The 16967-nt window shown below is 39.0% G+C and carries 24 protein-coding genes; 8 read left to right on the forward strand and 16 right to left on the reverse strand.

Features of this window, described 5'->3' with window-relative positions; genetic code table 11:
* Positions 1–306: 306 nt before the first annotated feature.
* The 4 genes from BQ7314_RS07955 to BQ7314_RS07970 all read right to left on the reverse strand — a co-directional run bounded on the left by BQ7314_RS07955 (position 307) and on the right by BQ7314_RS07970 (position 2042).
* A complete protein-coding gene (locus BQ7314_RS07955) occupies positions 307–1095 on the reverse strand; it encodes a hypothetical protein (protein ID WP_174483170.1) in 789 nt (262 codons plus the stop codon).
* Positions 1096–1097: 2 nt separating this feature from the next.
* Entirely contained in the window at positions 1098–1319 is a 222-nt protein-coding gene (locus BQ7314_RS07960; protein ID WP_174483171.1) for a helix-turn-helix domain-containing protein, read from the reverse strand.
* A 2-nt stretch (positions 1320–1321) separates the two neighbouring features.
* The gene (locus BQ7314_RS07965; protein WP_174483172.1) at positions 1322–1519 is read right to left on the reverse strand and encodes a helix-turn-helix transcriptional regulator; all 198 of its coding nucleotides are present in this window, start codon (positions 1517–1519) and stop codon (positions 1322–1324) included.
* A gap of 94 nt (positions 1520–1613) precedes the next feature.
* Entirely contained in the window at positions 1614–2042 is a 429-nt protein-coding gene (locus tag BQ7314_RS07970) for a hypothetical protein (RefSeq protein WP_174483173.1), read from the reverse strand.
* 89 nt (positions 2043–2131) lie between these two features.
* Here BQ7314_RS07970 and BQ7314_RS07975 point away from each other — a divergent pair, with 89 nt between their 5' ends.
* Together BQ7314_RS07975 and BQ7314_RS07980 are read left to right on the forward strand one after the other, a co-directional pair.
* Positions 2132–2494 (forward strand): type II toxin-antitoxin system RelE/ParE family toxin, encoded by a 363-nt coding sequence (locus tag BQ7314_RS07975; RefSeq protein WP_245394948.1) that lies wholly within the window; start codon positions 2132–2134, stop codon positions 2492–2494.
* The gene (locus BQ7314_RS07980) at positions 2491–2775 is read left to right on the forward strand and encodes an addiction module antidote protein (RefSeq protein ID WP_174483174.1); all 285 of its coding nucleotides are present in this window, start codon (positions 2491–2493) and stop codon (positions 2773–2775) included. The genes BQ7314_RS07975 and BQ7314_RS07980 overlap by 4 nt, the downstream gene beginning before the upstream one ends.
* Before the next feature lie 41 nt (positions 2776–2816).
* Here BQ7314_RS07980 and BQ7314_RS07985 read toward each other — a convergent pair whose 3' ends face one another.
* A complete protein-coding gene (locus BQ7314_RS07985) occupies positions 2817–4052 on the reverse strand; it encodes a tyrosine-type recombinase/integrase (protein WP_174483175.1) in 1236 nt (411 codons plus the stop codon).
* 495 nt (positions 4053–4547) lie between these two features.
* On the opposite strand from BQ7314_RS07985, the gene BQ7314_RS16070 reads away from it, so the two are divergent.
* The 3 genes from BQ7314_RS16070 to BQ7314_RS16075 are packed head-to-tail and all read left to right on the forward strand — an operon-like array spanning position 4548 to position 5185.
* A complete protein-coding gene (locus BQ7314_RS16070) occupies positions 4548–4637 on the forward strand; it encodes an IS66 family transposase (protein ID WP_174483176.1) in 90 nt (29 codons plus the stop codon).
* Positions 4615–4935 (forward strand): IS66 family transposase, encoded by a 321-nt coding sequence (locus BQ7314_RS07995; protein ID WP_174483177.1) that lies wholly within the window; start codon positions 4615–4617, stop codon positions 4933–4935. The genes BQ7314_RS16070 and BQ7314_RS07995 overlap by 23 nt, the downstream gene beginning before the upstream one ends.
* 46 nt (positions 4936–4981) lie before the next feature.
* Positions 4982–5185: an IS66 family transposase gene (locus BQ7314_RS16075; protein WP_425356636.1), complete on the forward strand. Its 204-nt coding sequence runs from the start codon at positions 4982–4984 to the stop codon at positions 5183–5185.
* A 413-nt stretch (positions 5186–5598) separates the two neighbouring features.
* On the opposite strand, the gene BQ7314_RS08005 is transcribed toward BQ7314_RS16075, so the two are convergent.
* Both BQ7314_RS08005 and BQ7314_RS08010 read right to left on the reverse strand, forming a co-directional pair.
* A complete protein-coding gene (locus BQ7314_RS08005) occupies positions 5599–5889 on the reverse strand; it encodes a hypothetical protein (RefSeq protein WP_174483178.1) in 291 nt (96 codons plus the stop codon).
* Between the two features lie 310 nt (positions 5890–6199).
* Positions 6200–7210 (reverse strand): tryptophan--tRNA ligase, encoded by a 1011-nt coding sequence (locus BQ7314_RS08010; protein WP_174483179.1) that lies wholly within the window; start codon positions 7208–7210, stop codon positions 6200–6202.
* A 251-nt stretch (positions 7211–7461) separates the two neighbouring features.
* On the opposite strand from BQ7314_RS08010, the gene BQ7314_RS08015 reads away from it, so the two are divergent.
* Entirely contained in the window at positions 7462–7761 is a 300-nt protein-coding gene (locus tag BQ7314_RS08015; protein WP_174483180.1) for a PilZ domain-containing protein, read from the forward strand.
* Positions 7762–7769: 8 nt separating this feature from the next.
* Positions 7770–8225, forward strand: coding sequence for a DUF1249 domain-containing protein (locus BQ7314_RS08020; protein ID WP_174483181.1), 456 nt, complete (start codon positions 7770–7772; stop codon positions 8223–8225).
* Positions 8226–8341: 116 nt separating this feature from the next.
* Here the strand turns inward: BQ7314_RS08020 and BQ7314_RS08025 are convergent, their stop codons facing one another.
* The 7 genes from BQ7314_RS08025 to BQ7314_RS08055 form a co-directional block, all read right to left on the reverse strand.
* Positions 8342–9571: a flagellar assembly protein T N-terminal domain-containing protein gene (locus BQ7314_RS08025; RefSeq protein WP_174483182.1), complete on the reverse strand. Its 1230-nt coding sequence runs from the start codon at positions 9569–9571 to the stop codon at positions 8342–8344.
* 384 nt (positions 9572–9955) lie between these two features.
* Positions 9956–10207 carry a hypothetical protein gene (locus tag BQ7314_RS08030; RefSeq protein WP_174483183.1) on the reverse strand — a complete coding sequence of 84 codons (252 nt, stop codon included), beginning with the start codon at positions 10205–10207 and terminating at the stop codon, positions 9956–9958.
* Positions 10208–10222: 15 nt separating this feature from the next.
* Positions 10223–10813, reverse strand: coding sequence for an LPP20 family lipoprotein (locus tag BQ7314_RS08035; protein WP_174483184.1), 591 nt, complete (start codon positions 10811–10813; stop codon positions 10223–10225).
* A gap of 13 nt (positions 10814–10826) precedes the next feature.
* Entirely contained in the window at positions 10827–11153 is a 327-nt protein-coding gene (locus BQ7314_RS08040; protein WP_174483185.1) for an acylphosphatase, read from the reverse strand.
* A gap of 3 nt (positions 11154–11156) precedes the next feature.
* Complete coding sequence (rlmKL, locus tag BQ7314_RS08045) at positions 11157–13361, reverse strand: bifunctional 23S rRNA (guanine(2069)-N(7))-methyltransferase RlmK/23S rRNA (guanine(2445)-N(2))-methyltransferase RlmL (RefSeq protein WP_174483186.1); 2205 nt, start codon at positions 13359–13361, stop codon at positions 11157–11159.
* 167 nt (positions 13362–13528) lie between these two features.
* Entirely contained in the window at positions 13529–13996 is a 468-nt protein-coding gene (locus BQ7314_RS08050; protein ID WP_425356637.1) for an FKBP-type peptidyl-prolyl cis-trans isomerase, read from the reverse strand.
* Positions 13997–14037: 41 nt separating this feature from the next.
* Positions 14038–14652, reverse strand: a complete 615-nt coding sequence (locus BQ7314_RS08055) for a transglycosylase SLT domain-containing protein (protein WP_174483187.1) — start codon at positions 14650–14652, stop codon at positions 14038–14040.
* Positions 14653–14812: 160 nt separating this feature from the next.
* On the opposite strand from BQ7314_RS08055, the gene BQ7314_RS08060 reads away from it, so the two are divergent.
* Entirely contained in the window at positions 14813–15436 is a 624-nt protein-coding gene (locus tag BQ7314_RS08060; protein ID WP_174483188.1) for a PilZ domain-containing protein, read from the forward strand.
* On the opposite strand, the gene BQ7314_RS08065 is transcribed toward BQ7314_RS08060, so the two are convergent.
* Positions 15421–16425 (reverse strand): glycosyl transferase family protein, encoded by a 1005-nt coding sequence (locus tag BQ7314_RS08065; RefSeq protein WP_174483189.1) that lies wholly within the window; start codon positions 16423–16425, stop codon positions 15421–15423. The genes BQ7314_RS08060 and BQ7314_RS08065 overlap by 16 nt on opposite strands.
* Positions 16425–16967 carry a response regulator transcription factor gene (locus BQ7314_RS08070; RefSeq protein WP_174483190.1) on the reverse strand — a complete coding sequence of 181 codons (543 nt, stop codon included), beginning with the start codon at positions 16965–16967 and terminating at the stop codon, positions 16425–16427. The genes BQ7314_RS08065 and BQ7314_RS08070 overlap by 1 nt, the downstream gene beginning before the upstream one ends.

The following is a 16967-nucleotide window of genomic DNA, read 5'->3' on the forward strand; positions in this document are numbered from 1 at the left end:
TTCTCGCATCTGCGCTTCAATTTCTTTTGAGTAAGGTTTTATCTTGGGTCGATTTTAAATAAAGTTTATGAGTTGCATCATTATAATTCTTAAATTGAACTTGCCTAAATTAATTTGTGCTCATTCCTTATTATTGCTTTTAGGACTGCATCCGATTAAATCAGCTATTGCGATGCTGAGTTTTGTAGTACCGTCATACGCCATAATTATTCCTTAGTTGTGAAAATATATCTACAGTATAAGACTGTGAATATAATTCTACAATACTAATCAACTATTTTTATTTTAAGGTTTCATTCTTGAGCATTAAAAACTTTCATCAATTACTCGGTTCAAATAATCATCGTCTAATTCATCTGGTCGTTGGTGATATTCATAAAGCAATGCACCATAACTATTCTTAGAAATTGTCGTATTATATTTATAACCGGGTAATGTACCTGCTTGTAGGCGTACCTGCTTACCTGCTGGATGGCTTTTAGGCGTAGTTGAAACATGCTTGGACACCAAGTATTTATTGGGCTCATGGGGGTTTTCAATCCAAGACTTTTCCAAGACTTTTCCAAGCTTATTCCAAGACTTTTCCAAGGGTAATCCAAGATTATTCCAAGACTTTTCCAAGGGTTTAGCAGGTGTTTTGGGTCTGGTTTTTGGCTTAAATTTAGGTTGTAATTTGCCCGTAATTGACCAACCATCCGCAATAATTGGACTAAGAGGCTTAATGATTATAGACTTTCGGTACTTTTCATTTGTAGCGGTGCTTTCTATTGAATAACTAACTAAAAACTTATAGCCTAGAAAGTGACCAGCTAGTGATTTTGCATCGCTGTATCGTTTGCGCGGATTGTCTCCAATAGTAAGTCGGTACAATTTTGCAAACTTACCATTCGGTTTTACGGTGGAATTGCCTTTTAGTGACTTGACGTATGGCAGGTAAGTAGTGACTTCTTCACCGGTAGCAATCTCAACCAGTCTTAGTACAAAACTACAGGCTAAAACTGGTTTTGATTTACCATTAGGCGTTATTTGTTTTTCAGACTGGCTAGTGCCGACACATTCGCACAAGATTAGATTGGTTTCTTGAGCCGTAGACATGGTTATTTATTGCTTTTAAGGGTGTATTTACCAAACCTAACAGTCCTAAATTTACCTTGCCTGGTAACCATAGTTGTTGTGATTTTATAGCCCATTTTTTTTAGTCTATAAATAACATCGCTTAAGCGATAACACCCTAGTTCACTTAAAGCTTGCATAGGTTCGATTGAGCCATACTCATTTAACCACTCTAAAACAGCATCAACTTGCGATTGATTTTTCATGATTATCCCACCTCGCTATCGCGCTCTGCTACGCGGGAATTTATCCACTCCTGAACTTCTGACTCTAACCACCCACTCGAACGGGCGGATATTTTAATTTGCTTTGGAAAATTGCCCTCGGCAATCAAGTTGTAAATTGTTGACCTGCCAAGACCTGTTTTTGATTTTACTTGTGGCAATCTTAGGATTGAAGCACCCATCTTAAAAACTCCTTAACCCGTTTGGGCTGTTGTTGGTTTAGATGGGGCAATCTTACTAATTTTAGATAGTGTTACGGAAACTTGGGACTAGCGGTTACAACCTCTTTTTGTCCGCATAATATAGGTTTTTTACATGCCCGTAAGTTGTGTTGCATATTTTTGCAACATGCTTAAAAATCTCTGTTTTGCTGCCAATATTTTGCAGTATAAAGTCATCACACAAGCTCACAATTTGGCTTTGCTCCCATTTACTCAGGGCTGCTTTACCCTGCCATGCCCCGCCTTTTTCGTTGCTATTAAAACCAAGAGCCGCAAGCCCATCCTGTTTTGTTTTGGCTTCAGAAAACATTAAGAAATGCTCTTCAAGGACTGCCAGTAGCTCCTCTGGTATTTCGTAGTCGTTTTTTCGGCAATATAAAAATGCTTCCGTCAAATATATGAACAAGCCACTGTCTTTGTATGCCTTTAGCAGAATATTGTATTGCGAGTAAATGGGGAGTATTTCTTTTAAACCATCGGTCATAAACACTCCGTTCAAGGTGCATTCGTTCTTGAAAGGTATCACCCAAAGCGGGGAACGAGTCCGCTCTTTCAGCCGCTAAGCCTAGGGTGATGGTTGATTATAATACAAATGTGGCTGTATTGTCTCTTATGTGCGACAATATAAGCATGATTTATGAGATAAAAAAGACTATTCACTTTGATAACTGGCTTGCAGGACTTAAGGATGCAAAAACGAAAGCGAGGGTTCTATTAAGGGTTAGGCAGGTATCACAAGGTAACTTTGGTGACCATAAATCACTGGGGGCTGGATTGTTTGAAATGCGCTTTTTCTTTGGTAGTGGTTATCGCATTTACTACACGGTGAAAAATAAACAAGTCGTCATACTACTGACTGGTGGTGATAAGTCATCACAAGAAAAAGATATTAAAAAAGCCAAGTCCATTTTAGACACTGTGAGGTTAGGGCAATGAGTACAGAAATAACAAATTTTGATATAGAGGAATACTTAGACACGCCTGAAATGGTGCTTGAGTATATTAATGCCGCTATTGAGGAAAACGACCAAGATTTATTACGTATTGCATTAGGGGATGTTGCCAAGGCTCAAGGTATGACTGAAATAGCGAAAAAAGCGCATGTTAGCAGGCAAAATCTTTATAAAGCTTTTTCGGATAATGGCAACCCAACACTAGAAACTATCAATAAGGTACTTGGTGCGTTAGGGTTAAAGCTAAAGGTTGAGCAGGCATAATCATTTTAATATATGCCTTTTAACCTCATCTTTTGTTAGTGCTATCCCACCGTTTTTCTTATGGATATGACATTGCCCGATGGGGTAGGAGCTTCCATAAACTTTAACCAGTCTTCTGCAAGCTTATGCCTTTTTTCAATCATATCACCGCGCCTATAAGCGGCCTCAGCTTTATTCTTAATTGTGTGGGCTAGTGCCATTTCGCATAAGTCGCGCGGGTAGTTGGTACATTCTGCTGACCAGTCCCTAAAAGTTGACCTAAAACCATGTACCGTACAGTCATAACCTAACGTAACTTGTAATAGCTTATCCATTGCTGAATTACTTAACCCTTTACCAATACGCCCACCCGCAAAAACAAAATCAGATTGTCTTATGCTTACCATTTCATTGATGATTGTTACAGCTCGGCTGGATAAAGGAATTCGGTGTTCATTGCCTGCTTTCATACGTTCAACGGGGATAGTCCACACCTTTTGATTAAGGTCAATTTCTTCCCATTGTGCGCCTGTAATCTCACTGGTTCGGGTCGCTGTAAGAATTAAAAATTCCAGTGCTTTAGCAGATGTTGAATGATGGGCGCGTAACGCCTTAATAAATTCATACATATCTGAATAGGGTAAGGCTGTATGATGTTTTACCGTTTTTATTTTGCTAGGCTTAGCTAACAAGTTTTCAAGGTGACCTCTCCATTGGGCGGGATTGTCAGCCGACCTGTAACCATGAACAGCCGCCCATGCTAATATATTTTCAATTCTGCCCCTTATACGCCCCGCTGTTTCGTTTTTACTTGTCCATATCGGGCTTAGCACCTGCATAATTAAAGCGGTGTCTATATCCTTGACGGGTAGCCCACCAATAATAGGGAAAGCGTAGGTTTTTAAGGTGTTTGTCCATTGCTGCGCGTGCTTTGCATTCTTCCAACCGTCTTTGTGGATAGCAATGTATTGATGTGCGCATTGCTCAAAACTAATTAAACCGTTATTTTCTTGCTTCTGTTTTAGCTCGGCTTGCTGCTTAATGCGTTTAGGGTTAAGCCCTGATTGTAGTGCTTGACGATACTCAAGGGCTTTTTCTCGTGCTTCTGGCAAGCTAACAGTGATAATTGAACCCAAACCAAGGTCAACGGTTTTCTTGTTTTGGGTGTATCTAAATATCCAGCTCTTTGTTCCGCTCTTGGTGACTTTTAACCATAAGCCCATACCATCGCCATATAATCCTGCTTTATTTATCGAGGCTACTTTACGCGCCGATAATTTATTTACGTTTTTACCCATTCCAGCCCATCCTCTAGCCCATGTTTCTCAGCCCATGTTTCTCAGCCCATGTTTCAGCCCATGTTTGTGACATGGATTATAGCGGATTTTGACGGACGTAGTAAAACAGTAATTTTATAAGTCCCTTTTTTATAACAATAATTTACGGACGTTTTCGGACTTACTCGGTTATGAGTTAGGCGGACTGCCTCTCCGCCATAATCCTTATAAATAAATAGCTCATAAGGGTTCGGAAAAATTTAATACAAAAGTTATATACTTTAGTATATGTACATTTGTATCAGAACACCTGCATACATCATCTAAAATCATGACGGTATATTCTACCGCCTCAATTAAAGTCATTATTTTCCAAACAATAAACGTAAATTTAGAAAAAGCCTAAAATTAAGAAATAGGCATATTGCGTTACAGGAAGAATGATAATAGATAGAAAATCAACTGTTAAAGTTGCTGCCCCAGATACCCCTCGAATTAGTCGTTAAGTATCAGGAAATGCGATCTGGCACACATGTAGAAAACTTCTTGCAGGGCTTTTCAGGTTACTTGCAGGTAGATGGCTATGCGAGCCGAGCTATCAGGTGATTGCATCCTCGTTGGGTGCATGGCGCATGCGCGTCGTAAATTCGATGAAGCGCTAAAAGCACCCCCTAAAGAGAGCCGCAAGAATAAAAGGAGTCTGGCTCAAACTACATTACGTCAGTTTTCCCACCTGTATGCACTGGAAAAACAAATCAAAGGCCTGATGCTAGAGCAGCGTTATTTATTGCGCCAGGAAAAAAGTAAACCTTTATTGGGTGCTTTAAAGCCGTTGTGCAATGACAATCTGACCAAAACCACAAAAGACAGCGCAATAGGCAAAGCCATTCGCTATACCACTTAACCAGTGGGAGAGCCTGACTCGTTATATTGAAGACGGCAATCTACAAATTGATAATAATGCGGCCGAGCGCCATATCAAACCCTTTGTTATTGGACGTAAAAACTGGCTCTTTAGCCAAACTCCACGGGATGCAAATGCCAGCGCACTACTTTACAGCCTTGTGCAAACAGCCGTGGCCAATAATCTGGAGTCTTTTGATTATCTAAAATATCTACTTACTGAATTACTCAGGCTGGGGGAGGCATTATGAACTAGAGGTACTGGATCAATTTTTACCCTGAAACCTGATTGAAAAAATTAAGCTCTTAAAGTAAGTGGCGGAGGTTGCCGAGGTGGGAAGAATCGACGCTTACAAACTAAACATAAAATTGAGGCTTGAAGTGACAGTCCTTTAGTTGAATTTAAAGCTAAATTATTGTAATTAGTAGATAGTTAATGAAAACCGAATAAATATTACTAACGACATACTTAGGAGTTAGTAATGAATACAAAAATTGAGGTAAAAACTGTCTTGAAAAACACCGTTAGCATACCCAACTTCTGATTCCTGTAGGTAATGAGACGTTGTATTTTTATATTTAAGGCTTGCTGTGCTAGATTATAAACTGCGTTGAAAGCAGTTAAATGCTTTCAATGCAGTTTTTTTAGTTTTAATCGAACAATTTAGTAAAAATACATTATCCCGTAATATATAATTGCAATCTCTATTATTACGGGCGTAGCTAACGAGAGAATACTCCTGCTTTCTGGGATAAACTCATCCATAGTATTATTATCTGTCGTGTAGGTTGATTGGTTGCTCTTTTGCTCACTGCTTCTTGGGGTGACCTCATCATATGACGAGACATTAAGAAAAGAGTCGTCATCAAAAAGTGAGCCAAAAACATCATCAAGCTTTTTTTGGTTATCAAATAATTCGTTGAGTACGTCTAAATCTATCGCTGCTGCAGTCATGTCACTATCCTCATTCAAATAGTATTAACTAATGGTTAATTTTATTTTTCTGTTAATTATAGAATACACCTAAGCCGGTGTATAAAAAATGAACTAGTTCTCATATTGTAATGGCCAAGTAAAATTGGGTGTTTTTAGGCTGAAACTGTATGAAGTTCACACTTTAGTGGGAAATTTTTACCTGCCTACCTGTATTATTAACTGATGTTACGCAGGCCTCAAATAGAATGAGAGCTGTAGCGTCTCACGAAAATTATAAGTTATTGATTCATAATAATCAGTGCGTAACACCAGTTATTAATAATCTATTCTAAATCATTTTTTGAATGCCAACTGCTTTGCGTAATTCTAATAAGAAAGGAGCGCTGATTGCGCGTGCTTTTTCTGCACCTTCTTGAAGTTGCTGTTCGATGTGTGCAGGTTCTAGTATTAAAGCTTCATAGCGGTCTCTAGCAGGTGCTATATGGTCGTTTATTTTTTCAAACAAAACCTTTTTCATCTCTCCCCAGGCAATTCCTTCTGCGTAACGCTGACGAATATTAGCAACTTCATGTTCACTGGCAAAAGCTTTGTAGGTGCTGAATAACGTGCAATCAGTTGGGTCTTTAGGCTCGCCTGGCTCTAGGGAATTGGTCTTGATTTTGTTAATTAGTTTTTTGAGTTTCTTTTCAGGCGAAAATAAAGGAATCGTGTTGTCGTAGCTTTTGCTCATTTTACGCCCATCTAGGCCGGCTAAAGTAGATGCGTTTTCATCGACAATGGCTTCAGGAAGAGCGAAGTGCTCGCCATAAATATGATTGAAACGAGCGGCTATATCGCGTGCCATTTCGATATGTTGAATTTGATCTTTGCCAACAGGGACTTTATTGGCATTAAAAATTAATATGTCAGCGGCCATTAGGATTGGATAACTAAAGAGTCCCATATTAATGCCTTTGTCAGGGTCAGTATTCGCTGTCGCTTCATTTTCAGCGACAACTGCTTTATAAGCATGCGCGCGGTTCATGAGACCTTTAGAGGCAACGCAGGTTAGCATCCAGCTAAGCTCCATGATTTCAGGGACATCTGACTGACGATAGAATGTTGCATTTTTTGTATCTAGACCTAGAGCAAGCCAAGTTGCAGCAATTTCTAGGCTAGATTGGCGTACTTTTTCAGGTTCTTGGCATTTAATTAATGCATGATAATCTGCTAAAAAATAAAAAGGATTTGCATGTGGGTCTTTACTTGCTTGAATCGCTGGACGAATTGCTCCGACGTAATTGCCTAAGTGTGGTGTTCCTGTCGTGGTAATGCCAGTGAGTATAGTTGATTTCTGCATTGTGAATTGAGTCTCGTTTTTTAGTATTTATATGAAATATACAGTGATTTGTCGTAGTATGAACTCTCTAAATGTCGTTGGTTTTTTATTTAGCTAAATTTACTTGTTATTTTTAGTTATTCAGCTAAAAATGTAGCCTCCTTTTAGGATATACTTCTTAGCTTAGTGGTATATTTTACGTTATTCTTGTCTGTAAGAAACTAAGTTAAGAATAATTGTATTTAATTTTGATTTATATTTTGGAGTAACTAATGTTGGATCACTCAGAATCTAGAGCATTTATTCGTATGGATGTATCTTGTGAAATGACTTATAAGTTTCCTGATTCGGATCAGTCGTTTGTTGGAACCTGTTTAAATCTAAGTGGCTCAGGTGTTTTATTTACAACTGATCAAGCGCTTAAGGCGGGTGCCGCTCTAGAAGTGACGATCTCACCTGAGAATTCATTGACACCACCTATGAAAGCTTATGTGGAGGTTATTCGTTGTAAGGATGTAGAGCCTGGAGTATATGAAGTGGCAACGGAAATAAAAGGAATTAGGGCGGTTTAATTTGCGTTATGTCTAAAGTTTCCCCGCTCAATAAATCATTTTGTTTGCAAACTGTTTGCGAAGGAAATTATAAAAAAATAATTCGACTTATACCTGATCTTAGGTATTTGTCTGGTTCCGCTCAGGGATTTTCGCAGGGCAAGCCAATGTTGCATGTGCAGATTCTTGAGCAGACTCCCTACACGAAAACAATACAGCTTAGCCATTTTTTTACTGAGGACTCAACTTTATTATTGGAGCCTGCTGTTAAAATTCGCGTGTATTTTGATGTTTGCATTGCGGAAGTGTTGCGGGATTATAAGCGTGTAGAGGTAGCTAGTGCAATTACTGATATCAGACGTAGTAAAGATATTATGGATTATAAATGGCGCTTAAATTACTTTTTGGAAAAATGGCTGGACCACTGCTTGAAAACGGATTACACCTTTATTGATGATGTGCAAGAATTGGTAGCTGAAGCTTAGCATTTGTATTTTTTGTTCTGTTTAAGGTTGCTGGGTTGCGTTAAAACACACTTACAAGTCACTATAGCCTTAAAAGTTGGGGCTTCATTTTATACGGTTTGATATTTTGTGTTTAATCACCAAGATTTAACCCAGTCTCCTACCTTTATACCTAGCATATGTGGTGGCGCTTCTAGCTCGCCTATGGCAAATAAAGGCGTTATTTCTTTAATGGTTAAAACACCTGTTGGCTTTTTATCAAAGCCTAAAATTTGTTGTGTGCCACCGAATTGATTTATTGTTCCTAAACTACTGTAAACAACCAGTTGGTCTCCTTCGTTCAGGCGTTCTTGAGCGCCTGCATCAATAAAAATTTTGTTGTCTTCTATTTTCAAAATACGGGTATAAAAAGGATAGCAATTTAAGGACTCTTGTATGTCTTTAACTGATTGGTTAATTATTTTAGTGATTTTATTCCCTGTATCAGTATTATTAAATGCTTCGCTGCCGACCATAACATCTTTAGGGATTCTTATATCACCTGATGCTTGGTCTTTGTAGCGGTGCTGAAAAAGTAATGCGCCGCTGTAACCATCATGTATATAGATATCAATAGTAATGCTACGTGTCGTAAAAAAATAGTGATTAAGAGATTTTATCCAAGAGCTGATACCTGTGCCACGATAATACTGCCTAGATGAAGATTCTAAGTCTCTGATAACACCTGATAGTACAAATTGAACCCGACTGCGTTGCGCTAGAGTCATGTCGTCAGATATATCATAGGGCTGAGTTCCGGTAATTTCTGGAGCTAGATCAGGTTGAGCGTATAAAGAGGTATGGGTTTTATTGCGTCCTAGATAAGCACCGGATTGAGTGAGCATATTACTGATTTCTCTTGGAATTCCGTTACTTAAATCATTGCTCTCAGCCATGCTGGTGTGGCTGTGTTGTACCATTGGAAATGCTGTTGCTGCAAGGCGCTTACGATATTGGGGGGTACACATACTGCCTGTCGTTAATCGTACAATAGCCCGCACATGATAAATTTCATTTTCTATCCATTCATCTATTACTTTTGTATTATTAATTAATGTTGTGGTTCTTAGGGTAAAGGTATCAAGTGCTATGCTGTTTCGGTTAATCAGCGTACGGCTATTGATTTGGCTGTTATTTTGTAAAGAGGCTTGGCGAATAGCATCTCGGATGGCCATTTTTCGGGCAAGCAGTTGAGCGCCGTCTTGTATAGCTGCTTGGCCCTCAACAGTAGTTATTTGTTCAATAGACTGGCTTATAGGTATTTTAAGGGGGCTACAGGCCTGTAATAGTAAGCAAAAAATAAGTAGTAGATATTTAGCGCTTTGCATAGTGTATGTATTTAGGACTGAGGGAGATAGAAAAATATAATCATTCAAAATAAATTCATAACCAACTGATATTTATATTCTGTATTTTTTCAATAAGCCGATTATTAATTTTTATCTTCCTGAGTATGAGAAAACTTGAGTAGATAAGGTGCGGTTAGTTAGTCTGATCTTTAGAATGGCTGGCTAAATAACCGCATCTCGTTGAATTAAAGTGAGTACGTGCTTAAGGAGCGAGAATTCAATAATACCCGAGTCTGACTTGTTTTTTGACTCCACAATCGCGCTAGGAAAACAGTTGCATAGCTAGCTATGCGCCCGTTTCCCCAGCACACCCGTGAAGCCAAAACCCAGCGTCATACTTTCGGGTATTATTAAGCCCCGCTCCTAAGGCGTAACAGTAGCACTTCCTCCTTCACGTATAACTTGTTGTCCATAAGGTAAGTTATAAGGGTAAAAGTTACCGGAATAACCAGTATTTAATAGGGGATCGCCAACAGTATAACCCCAACTGATAGGCTGGTTATAATCACCACCATAATAGTGTGAGTGACTGTCGCGTACAAAAAAACCTGTTTCGCAGGCACTAAGCGATATGATCAGAAAAGTGAGAAGAGTTGCTTTAAGTATATAGTTCATTGTGTCCATTCCTGTTTAATTTTCTTTATTGTAAAAGCCTGATATATCGGGGTATTTATAGCAGCCGATAGAGTTACAGTCGTAACTTGAAAGACTAGCTATATTGATCTTTGGGGTAACATTTTCACTGTAATGCCTATGACCCGAATGAGCGCCAGTAAGGCATTGACTATGGAGGGCTGCTGTACCACTTAAGCAGGTAAAGAATTTTGGTGTTAGCGTGATTTCAACTACCGTTTCATAAGTATCAGCATCGATTGCTGTAATGCTTATAACCCGTGCACCTTTTAGAAAGGCATCAATATAAGTACTATAGCTGTCATTTTTTACTACCATTGCTGATACGGTGGTATGCCCATTAATTCTTACGCCGTAAATTTGTTCGGCAAGATTACGATAAGCATCCATTTTTGAAGCACGCATACTCATTAGGCGCCGTTGCGCTGGTGAGTAATCTCTGAACATATCGGACGTGCCATGACCCATTGCCGTTAATATTTTAATGGGAGGAACTTCAATTTTGGCTACTCTTCGAGGGGCGCAAGCAATAATACCGATACTGAGTAGAATCAATACAAAAAGCCGTTTTATAAATGTTGTGTTCATTATCGTTACTCCATTAGTTTTCATGCCTATGTAATCGGCATGAACTGGCTTTTCTTGAGTGATATTGGTCACTAATTCTAAAATCAGGCAATAATGCTGCTGAGCTAGGAAGTTCTATAGTGTTTAACTCGGTTACTTTGGCGAATAACGATCCTTTACGGCAGTCACGAATAAAATTTTCCATTGCCTGCATAGTACCTGAGGCAATGATTTCTACATTACCGTTGGCATGATTTTTTACCGTGCCATAAATACCATATTTTTTCGCTGATTTTAGAGTGAAGGCTCTAAAGCCAACGCCTTGTACTCTGCCTTTCACTATGATTTTAAAATGTTGCATCGTTTAACGGGTAATTTCCCAGCAATAATGAATTTTAGGTGTTCTGGAAAAGTCTTCCGGAATGGTATCTGCACTAATATCTTCTATAGTGAAGTTTGCTAACGCTTCGGTATCCAGTTTAAAGCGGCGGAAATTGGTCGAAAAATAAAGCACACCGCCGTCATTTAATAATTGCACCGCCTGTTTAATTAATGCAACATGATCTTCTTGTATGGAAAGGGTGGTTTCCATGCGTTTAGAGTTGGAAAAGGTGGGTGGATCAAGAAAAATTAAGTCATAGGCTTGATCACGTTTAGGCTTTGTTGTTTGTTCTTCTAGCCATTCTTTGCAATCGGCACGAATAAAATAATTATCACTTTTAACTTGATTGAGATCCATATTGCGCTGTGCCCAGTCTAAATAGGTTTTAGACATATCTACGCTCGTAGTTGAGCTTGCCCCGCCAATGGCAGCATGTACTGAAGCAGTGCCGGTGTAGGCAAATAAGTTTAAAATATGTTTGCCTTTGGCTTGCTGCTGGATATGTAGACGAATAGGACGATGATCTAAAAATATCCCCGTGTCTAAGTAATCTTCAAAATTCACATAAAAACGTGCGCCGTGTTCTTCAATAATTTCAAATTCTTCTGAATGCGCTTGTTTTTCGTATTGTTCTATACCTTTTTGTTTGCTGCGTATTTTTAAATATACTTGTTCCTTAGGAATATTAAAGACTTTGGGGATTTCATTCATTGCCGCGGCTAGGCGTGAATTTGCTTTTTCTTCTGAGATCGTTTTAGGTGCTTGATATTCTTGGACATTGATCCACGTTTTTTCACCTTGATACACATCAATCGCAAGGGCATATTCAGGTAAATCAGCATCGTAAATACGGTAGCAGTGTATGTCTTCACGTTTTAGCCATTTAGCCATTTTTTTGATATTTTTCTTTAGCCGGTTGGCAAACATTTGCGCGCTTTCTGTTGCTTCGCTGTCTATTTCTGGTGGATGTTCAATAACTTGTTCGATGCGTTCTTGCTGAGTTTTTGCTTTAGGCGTGAAAAAGTTTTCCTCTTCTATAGCAAAGCGCAAGAGTTTACACTCTAAAGCACCATTAAAAAATGTAATCGGTTTTTGTGAGCGTATACCCAAACGAAAACCTAATTCAGGATCACTGATAATCATAGCGGCTTGCCAGTGTTTAAATTGCGTCTTAAGCACATCCCCAAAGCAACGATATAAGAGTGCCGTTTCTTCAGTATTACCTAAACGCTCACCGTAAGGCGGGTTACATATCACTATACCTGGCTGCCAGCTTTCTGCAGCGGTCGCATTGTTTATATCCCGGCGTTCAACATGTATGTTATTTTGTAAGCCAGCATTTTCTATATGTAATAAAGCGGCATTGATGGCTTGCCTACTTTGGTCAAAACCGACAATAGTCGGCAAGTTCTGTAAGCCAATTGATTTACGTTGTTCAGCCTCATCTAATAATGATTGCCATAGCGCAGCATCATATTTTTTCCAGCTGGTAAAGCCAAAGTGTTTGTGCTGTAAGCCGGGTGCATAATCGGCGGCCATCATGGTGGCTTCTAATAATAAAGTGCCCGAGCCACACATGGGGTCGATTAAACTACCGCCTTGGCGAGCTATTTCAGGCCATTTGCTACGATAAAGTATGGCAGCAGCAAGGTTTTCTTTGATGGGTGCGGCAATGCTAATATCACGATAGCCACGCCGATGTAAACTCTCACCAGATAAATCCAAACTCAGTGTTGCCTGTTCTTGTTGTAAATAGACATTAATGCGGATATTGGGTTGCGTAAGATTAATTTCAGGACGTTTATTAAATTTTTTCCGCATCTGATCAACCACGGCATCTTTTACTTTGAGGGCACCAAAGTGTGTGTTGTTAATTACTTTAGATGCTTTGGCATTAAATGAAACGGCAAAGCTATCGTCTGGCTTCATATGATCAAACCAGTTTACTTTATAGATACCATCGTATAAATCTTCTTGGCTAGTCACTGTGAAAGAACTTAAAACGAGTAATACTCGATTGGCAATACGTGACCATAGGCAAACTCGGTAGGCATTTTCTAGGGAGCCTTCAAAATATACACCGGCCATAGCGGTTTTTACCTGTTGCACGCCTAATTGTTTTAATTCAGTTGCAAGGATATCTTCCATTGCTTTAGGACAGGTTGCAAAAAAACGAGAGTCGGTCATGTGATATTAATAAAGGTTGAGAAAAAGGGGGAATTAAAGTAATGCTGTTAACTTAAACTTTTTCTTGTTGGAAAAGTTGCTTATTTCTTAAGTTAACAGCTTTGAGAGTTAACAGCGAGAACGATATCTGAACGGATTACTATGCACGTTCCTAGGCTAAGATTTTATTAGAAACTTAGTAATTCAATATCAAAAATAAGTGTTGCATTAGGGCCAATCGCGCCACCAGCACCTTGTGCGCCATAAGCTAGTTCAGAGGGAATAAAGAAACGGTAAGTCGCCCCTACTGACATTAGCTGTACGCCCTCAGTCCAGCCGCTAATCACGCGATTTAAAGGAAAAGTAGCAGGTGCGTTACGACTATAAGAACTATCAAACTCAGCACCATCCAAAGTGGTGCCTTTATAATGCACGGTTACATTCGATGTAGCGTTAGGTTTGTCGCCTTCAGCATCAGTAAGGATAGTATATTGTAAGCCACTAGCTGTCGTGATAACACCTTCTTTAGTGGCATTTTCAGCAAGAAAGGCAGCGCCTTCAGTTGCGTTGGTTTGGGCAAGTTCTGAGTTATTTCTTGAAAACATGAAAAGTCCTATAAGTACGATAATGGAAACTGTAATAATAATGAGTTGAATTTTACTCACTTTTACTCCTTTTAATTGTTAAGCTGGTTATTTTACCAAAAAAACCAGCCTTTACTTTCTAATTCAGCTTTACAACCCTTTAATTGTTGCTTAAAAGTTTGTGCTTGTCGGTTCACTTTTTTGGCTATTTTTAATAGCCAAGGCTTTTTTAGGTAAGATTTCCGTTTATATCCCCCATGTCCCTCATGATAAGCGAGGTATTGATTCATCGTATCCAGTTTAGAAATGCCTAATTTTTTATAACTGACAGTGCAGTACCAGCCAATAAAATCACTCGCATCTGTAAAGTCATCTCGATCCGCACTCCAGCTACCTGCTTCTCGTAAATACCAATCCCAAGTGCTGTCTTGTGCTTGTGGATAACCATAGGCAGAACTATTACGAAACCATGGGATAATACCGAACAACCAAGGTCTCGGCGGTTTTGCATCAGCAACAAAACGAGACTCTTGGTGCATAATGGCCATTTGTATAGGGATAGGAACTCCCCATTTCAGATAAGAATCTTTACTGTCATTGTACCAGTCATCTTTTTCTTTAAAAATTTGACAAATATTGTGAGTGTTTTTAGGTGGTGAGGTGGTGCAAGCTGTTAATGACAAAATAAATAAGATAAGGAAAAAAGGGCTAATAGTTTGTTTACACATGGTTTTTTATTAATGCCGCTGACTTAGTTCATCTTAATTGCAGAAATTTTATCATAAAGTATTGTTTTTCTTTAAATATAAGCTAATCTATGAAAAACAAGACATATAAATTCTAGGGTCATGAAATTACACTGTCCGGTGCATAAATAATAATATTAATATGACAAATTCAAGACAAAATTACCGAAAAAATTTAGACCTTAAAGGGTTTATGTTTATCGGCGGAGCAGAGCATGAAATGCACGTGCAAAATCTTTCAATTACAGGCATGCTGGTATCTATAGATACTTCCCTTAGTGTTCATGATGTGCATGATGTATTTTTGTTGCTTAAACAATCTAGTTTAGTTGATATTTTTATAGAAAAATTAAATTTAGCAGGCGAAGCTGAAGTTGTTAGAGTCGACATGGATGGGCAGCATATATTAATTGGTTTAGAATTTAAGCAAATTTCTTATGATGCAGATAATTTTTTATATAAACGCAAAGCTTATCGAAAAAGTATGGCTGCACCGGGTCAAGCGCTTATCGCTAAAAATGTTTATGAGTTTATGACGCGGAATGTCTCTGTCGAAGGCCTAATGGTACGTATTCCTGAGTATGTTGCAGTTCAGGAAGGCATGTTTATTGAATTTAAGTTTGATAAGTTACATTTACAGGGTGAAGCAAAAATTATTTGGTTTGAGCACGATGATAATGAAGGAACTCTATTAGGGCTTGAATATCAGCATATGGAAAAAGGCGATATCAAAGGGATTCCTGAGTTTTATCATAGAGGCGCATAGGCCTTCTTATTTCGTTTATGCCAATATTGTTCTGCTAAATTATGCGCATCTGCCTGAGATGCAACTTTTCCAAGTAGCTTTAAAGCAACAGCCGTTGTACCAATAATGCTCGCTTGAGCAAACTCATCCTGCCATTCATCACGCCAAACTTGTATCAGTTGCTTAGGCTCTAATTGCTTAGGTTTGACATGGCGGCGAGCGAACAATGCTGGCCATACTTCTTCTGAAAGTTCATTATTATGTACGCTTTGTACTAAACACTCCATATCAGGGTTACGCTCTGTTTCTCCTCCTTCGCCTTTTAAAACGGCCATATGAGGCTGCTGTAAAAGTAAGGCAGCCTCTTGGTGTACGGGGCGATAGCCTGGGTGAAAAATACCTTGGATGCTATAAGGCGCGTTAAAGGGGTTAATTAAACGTACTAAAGTATGTACGGGTGAGCGTAAACCCATTAGCGAACGTAGGTGTATCATTTTATTTAAAGTAGGGCAGAACTGCTCTAATGATAAATAAGAAAAGTTGTTACTTTGCAGTTGTTGTTCGGCTTGAGTAATGGACTGTGCTGGAGCCAAGGAAAAGACAGGTAATATGTCTTGAACAAATAGGCGGCTTTCTGAATGAGAGGCAGAACCGTGCATTAAAACTTTAATACCATTTTCTGCCAGTAATAAGCTGGACAATATAAACCAAGGTAAGTGCCTACGCTTACCTGCATAAGCTGACCAATCTAAGTCTGCTTGTTGAGTTGTATATTTAGGCAACGTTTCACGCACTGCGAGTACAAAACCAGCGAGTTCTTCTGGTGTTTCTTCTTTAACTCGCATTAACATTAAAAAGGCACCGAGTTGTATGTCTTCAACTTCACCCGCCAAAATCATGCGCATGGCTTGATAAGCCTCTTCTTGCGTGAGTGGGCGCGAACCATTTTTTCCTTTACCTAAAATACGAATAGTTTCTGCGAAAGGGTGTTCTTTGTTTTCTGTGCTCATTATTCTTTTACCGGACGCTTATCTAATTTTCGTTGTAAAGTGCGGCGGTGCATATTAAGTGCACGTGCAGCCGCTGAAATATTGCCATCATGTTCCATTAATACTTTCTGTAAATGTTCCCATTCTAAGCGTTTGACTGATAGTGGGTTTTCATTAATGGCAACTGAGCTGTCACCTGAGTCTTTATTCAGTGCTTGTAATATTTCATCTGCATTAGCTGGCTTGGTTAAATAATGTTTAGCACCGAGCTTGATTGCTTCAACTGCTGTGGCAATGCTAGCAAATCCGGTTAGCATCACAATTTGTGTATTGATATCCAAAGAAATCAGTTTTTGTACTAATTCTAGGCCAGATTCGTAGCCTATACGTAAATCAATAACGGCATATTCGGGTTCAAATTGCTCGGCTAAGCTAAGGCCGGTTTTTACATCGTAGGCAACAGAGACCTCAAAGCCTCGTTTTTCCAATGCTGATTTAAGGACTGAGCAATAGGTTTGGTCGTCATCAACGAGTAATAAGCGAGCTTGAGTTTCTTCAGACAT

It is taken from the genome of methanotrophic endosymbiont of Bathymodiolus puteoserpentis (Logatchev) (assembly GCF_900128525.1).
Classification (GTDB): Bacteria; Pseudomonadota; Gammaproteobacteria; order Methylococcales; family Methylomonadaceae; genus Methyloprofundus.

Bases quoted from the DNA above. Each gene is read 5' to 3' on its own strand.
- BQ7314_RS07955 (WP_174483170.1), bottom strand. From the start codon at position 1,095: ATGTCTACGGCTCAAGAAACCAATCTAATCTTGTGCGAATGTGTCGGC.
- BQ7314_RS07960 (WP_174483171.1), bottom strand. From the start codon at position 1,319: ATGAAAAATCAATCGCAAGTTGATGCTGTTTTAGAGTGGTTAAATGAG.
- BQ7314_RS07965 (WP_174483172.1), bottom strand. From the start codon at position 1,519: ATGGGTGCTTCAATCCTAAGATTGCCACAAGTAAAATCAAAAACAGGT.
- BQ7314_RS07970 (WP_174483173.1), bottom strand. From the start codon at position 2,042: ATGACCGATGGTTTAAAAGAAATACTCCCCATTTACTCGCAATACAAT.
- BQ7314_RS07975 (WP_245394948.1), top strand. From the start codon at position 2,132: ATGGTTGATTATAATACAAATGTGGCTGTATTGTCTCTTATGTGCGAC.
- BQ7314_RS07980 (WP_174483174.1), top strand. From the start codon at position 2,491: ATGAGTACAGAAATAACAAATTTTGATATAGAGGAATACTTAGACACG.
- BQ7314_RS07985 (WP_174483175.1), bottom strand. From the start codon at position 4,052: ATGGGTAAAAACGTAAATAAATTATCGGCGCGTAAAGTAGCCTCGATA.
- BQ7314_RS16070 (WP_174483176.1), top strand. From the start codon at position 4,548: ATGCGATCTGGCACACATGTAGAAAACTTCTTGCAGGGCTTTTCAGGT.
- BQ7314_RS07995 (WP_174483177.1), top strand. From the start codon at position 4,615: ATGCGAGCCGAGCTATCAGGTGATTGCATCCTCGTTGGGTGCATGGCG.
- BQ7314_RS08005 (WP_174483178.1), bottom strand. From the start codon at position 5,889: ATGACTGCAGCAGCGATAGATTTAGACGTACTCAACGAATTATTTGAT.
- BQ7314_RS08010 (WP_174483179.1), bottom strand. From the start codon at position 7,210: ATGCAGAAATCAACTATACTCACTGGCATTACCACGACAGGAACACCA.
- BQ7314_RS08015 (WP_174483180.1), top strand. From the start codon at position 7,462: ATGTTGGATCACTCAGAATCTAGAGCATTTATTCGTATGGATGTATCT.
- BQ7314_RS08020 (WP_174483181.1), top strand. From the start codon at position 7,770: ATGTCTAAAGTTTCCCCGCTCAATAAATCATTTTGTTTGCAAACTGTT.
- BQ7314_RS08025 (WP_174483182.1), bottom strand. From the start codon at position 9,571: ATGCAAAGCGCTAAATATCTACTACTTATTTTTTGCTTACTATTACAG.
- BQ7314_RS08030 (WP_174483183.1), bottom strand. From the start codon at position 10,207: ATGAACTATATACTTAAAGCAACTCTTCTCACTTTTCTGATCATATCG.
- BQ7314_RS08035 (WP_174483184.1), bottom strand. From the start codon at position 10,813: ATGAACACAACATTTATAAAACGGCTTTTTGTATTGATTCTACTCAGT.
- BQ7314_RS08040 (WP_174483185.1), bottom strand. From the start codon at position 11,153: ATGCAACATTTTAAAATCATAGTGAAAGGCAGAGTACAAGGCGTTGGC.
- rlmKL (WP_174483186.1), bottom strand. From the start codon at position 13,361: ATGACCGACTCTCGTTTTTTTGCAACCTGTCCTAAAGCAATGGAAGAT.
- BQ7314_RS08055 (WP_174483187.1), bottom strand. From the start codon at position 14,652: ATGTGTAAACAAACTATTAGCCCTTTTTTCCTTATCTTATTTATTTTG.
- BQ7314_RS08060 (WP_174483188.1), top strand. From the start codon at position 14,813: ATGACAAATTCAAGACAAAATTACCGAAAAAATTTAGACCTTAAAGGG.
- BQ7314_RS08065 (WP_174483189.1), bottom strand. From the start codon at position 16,425: ATGAGCACAGAAAACAAAGAACACCCTTTCGCAGAAACTATTCGTATT.
- BQ7314_RS08070 (WP_174483190.1), bottom strand. From the start codon at position 16,967: ATGTCTGAAGAAACTCAAGCTCGCTTATTACTCGTTGATGACGACCAA.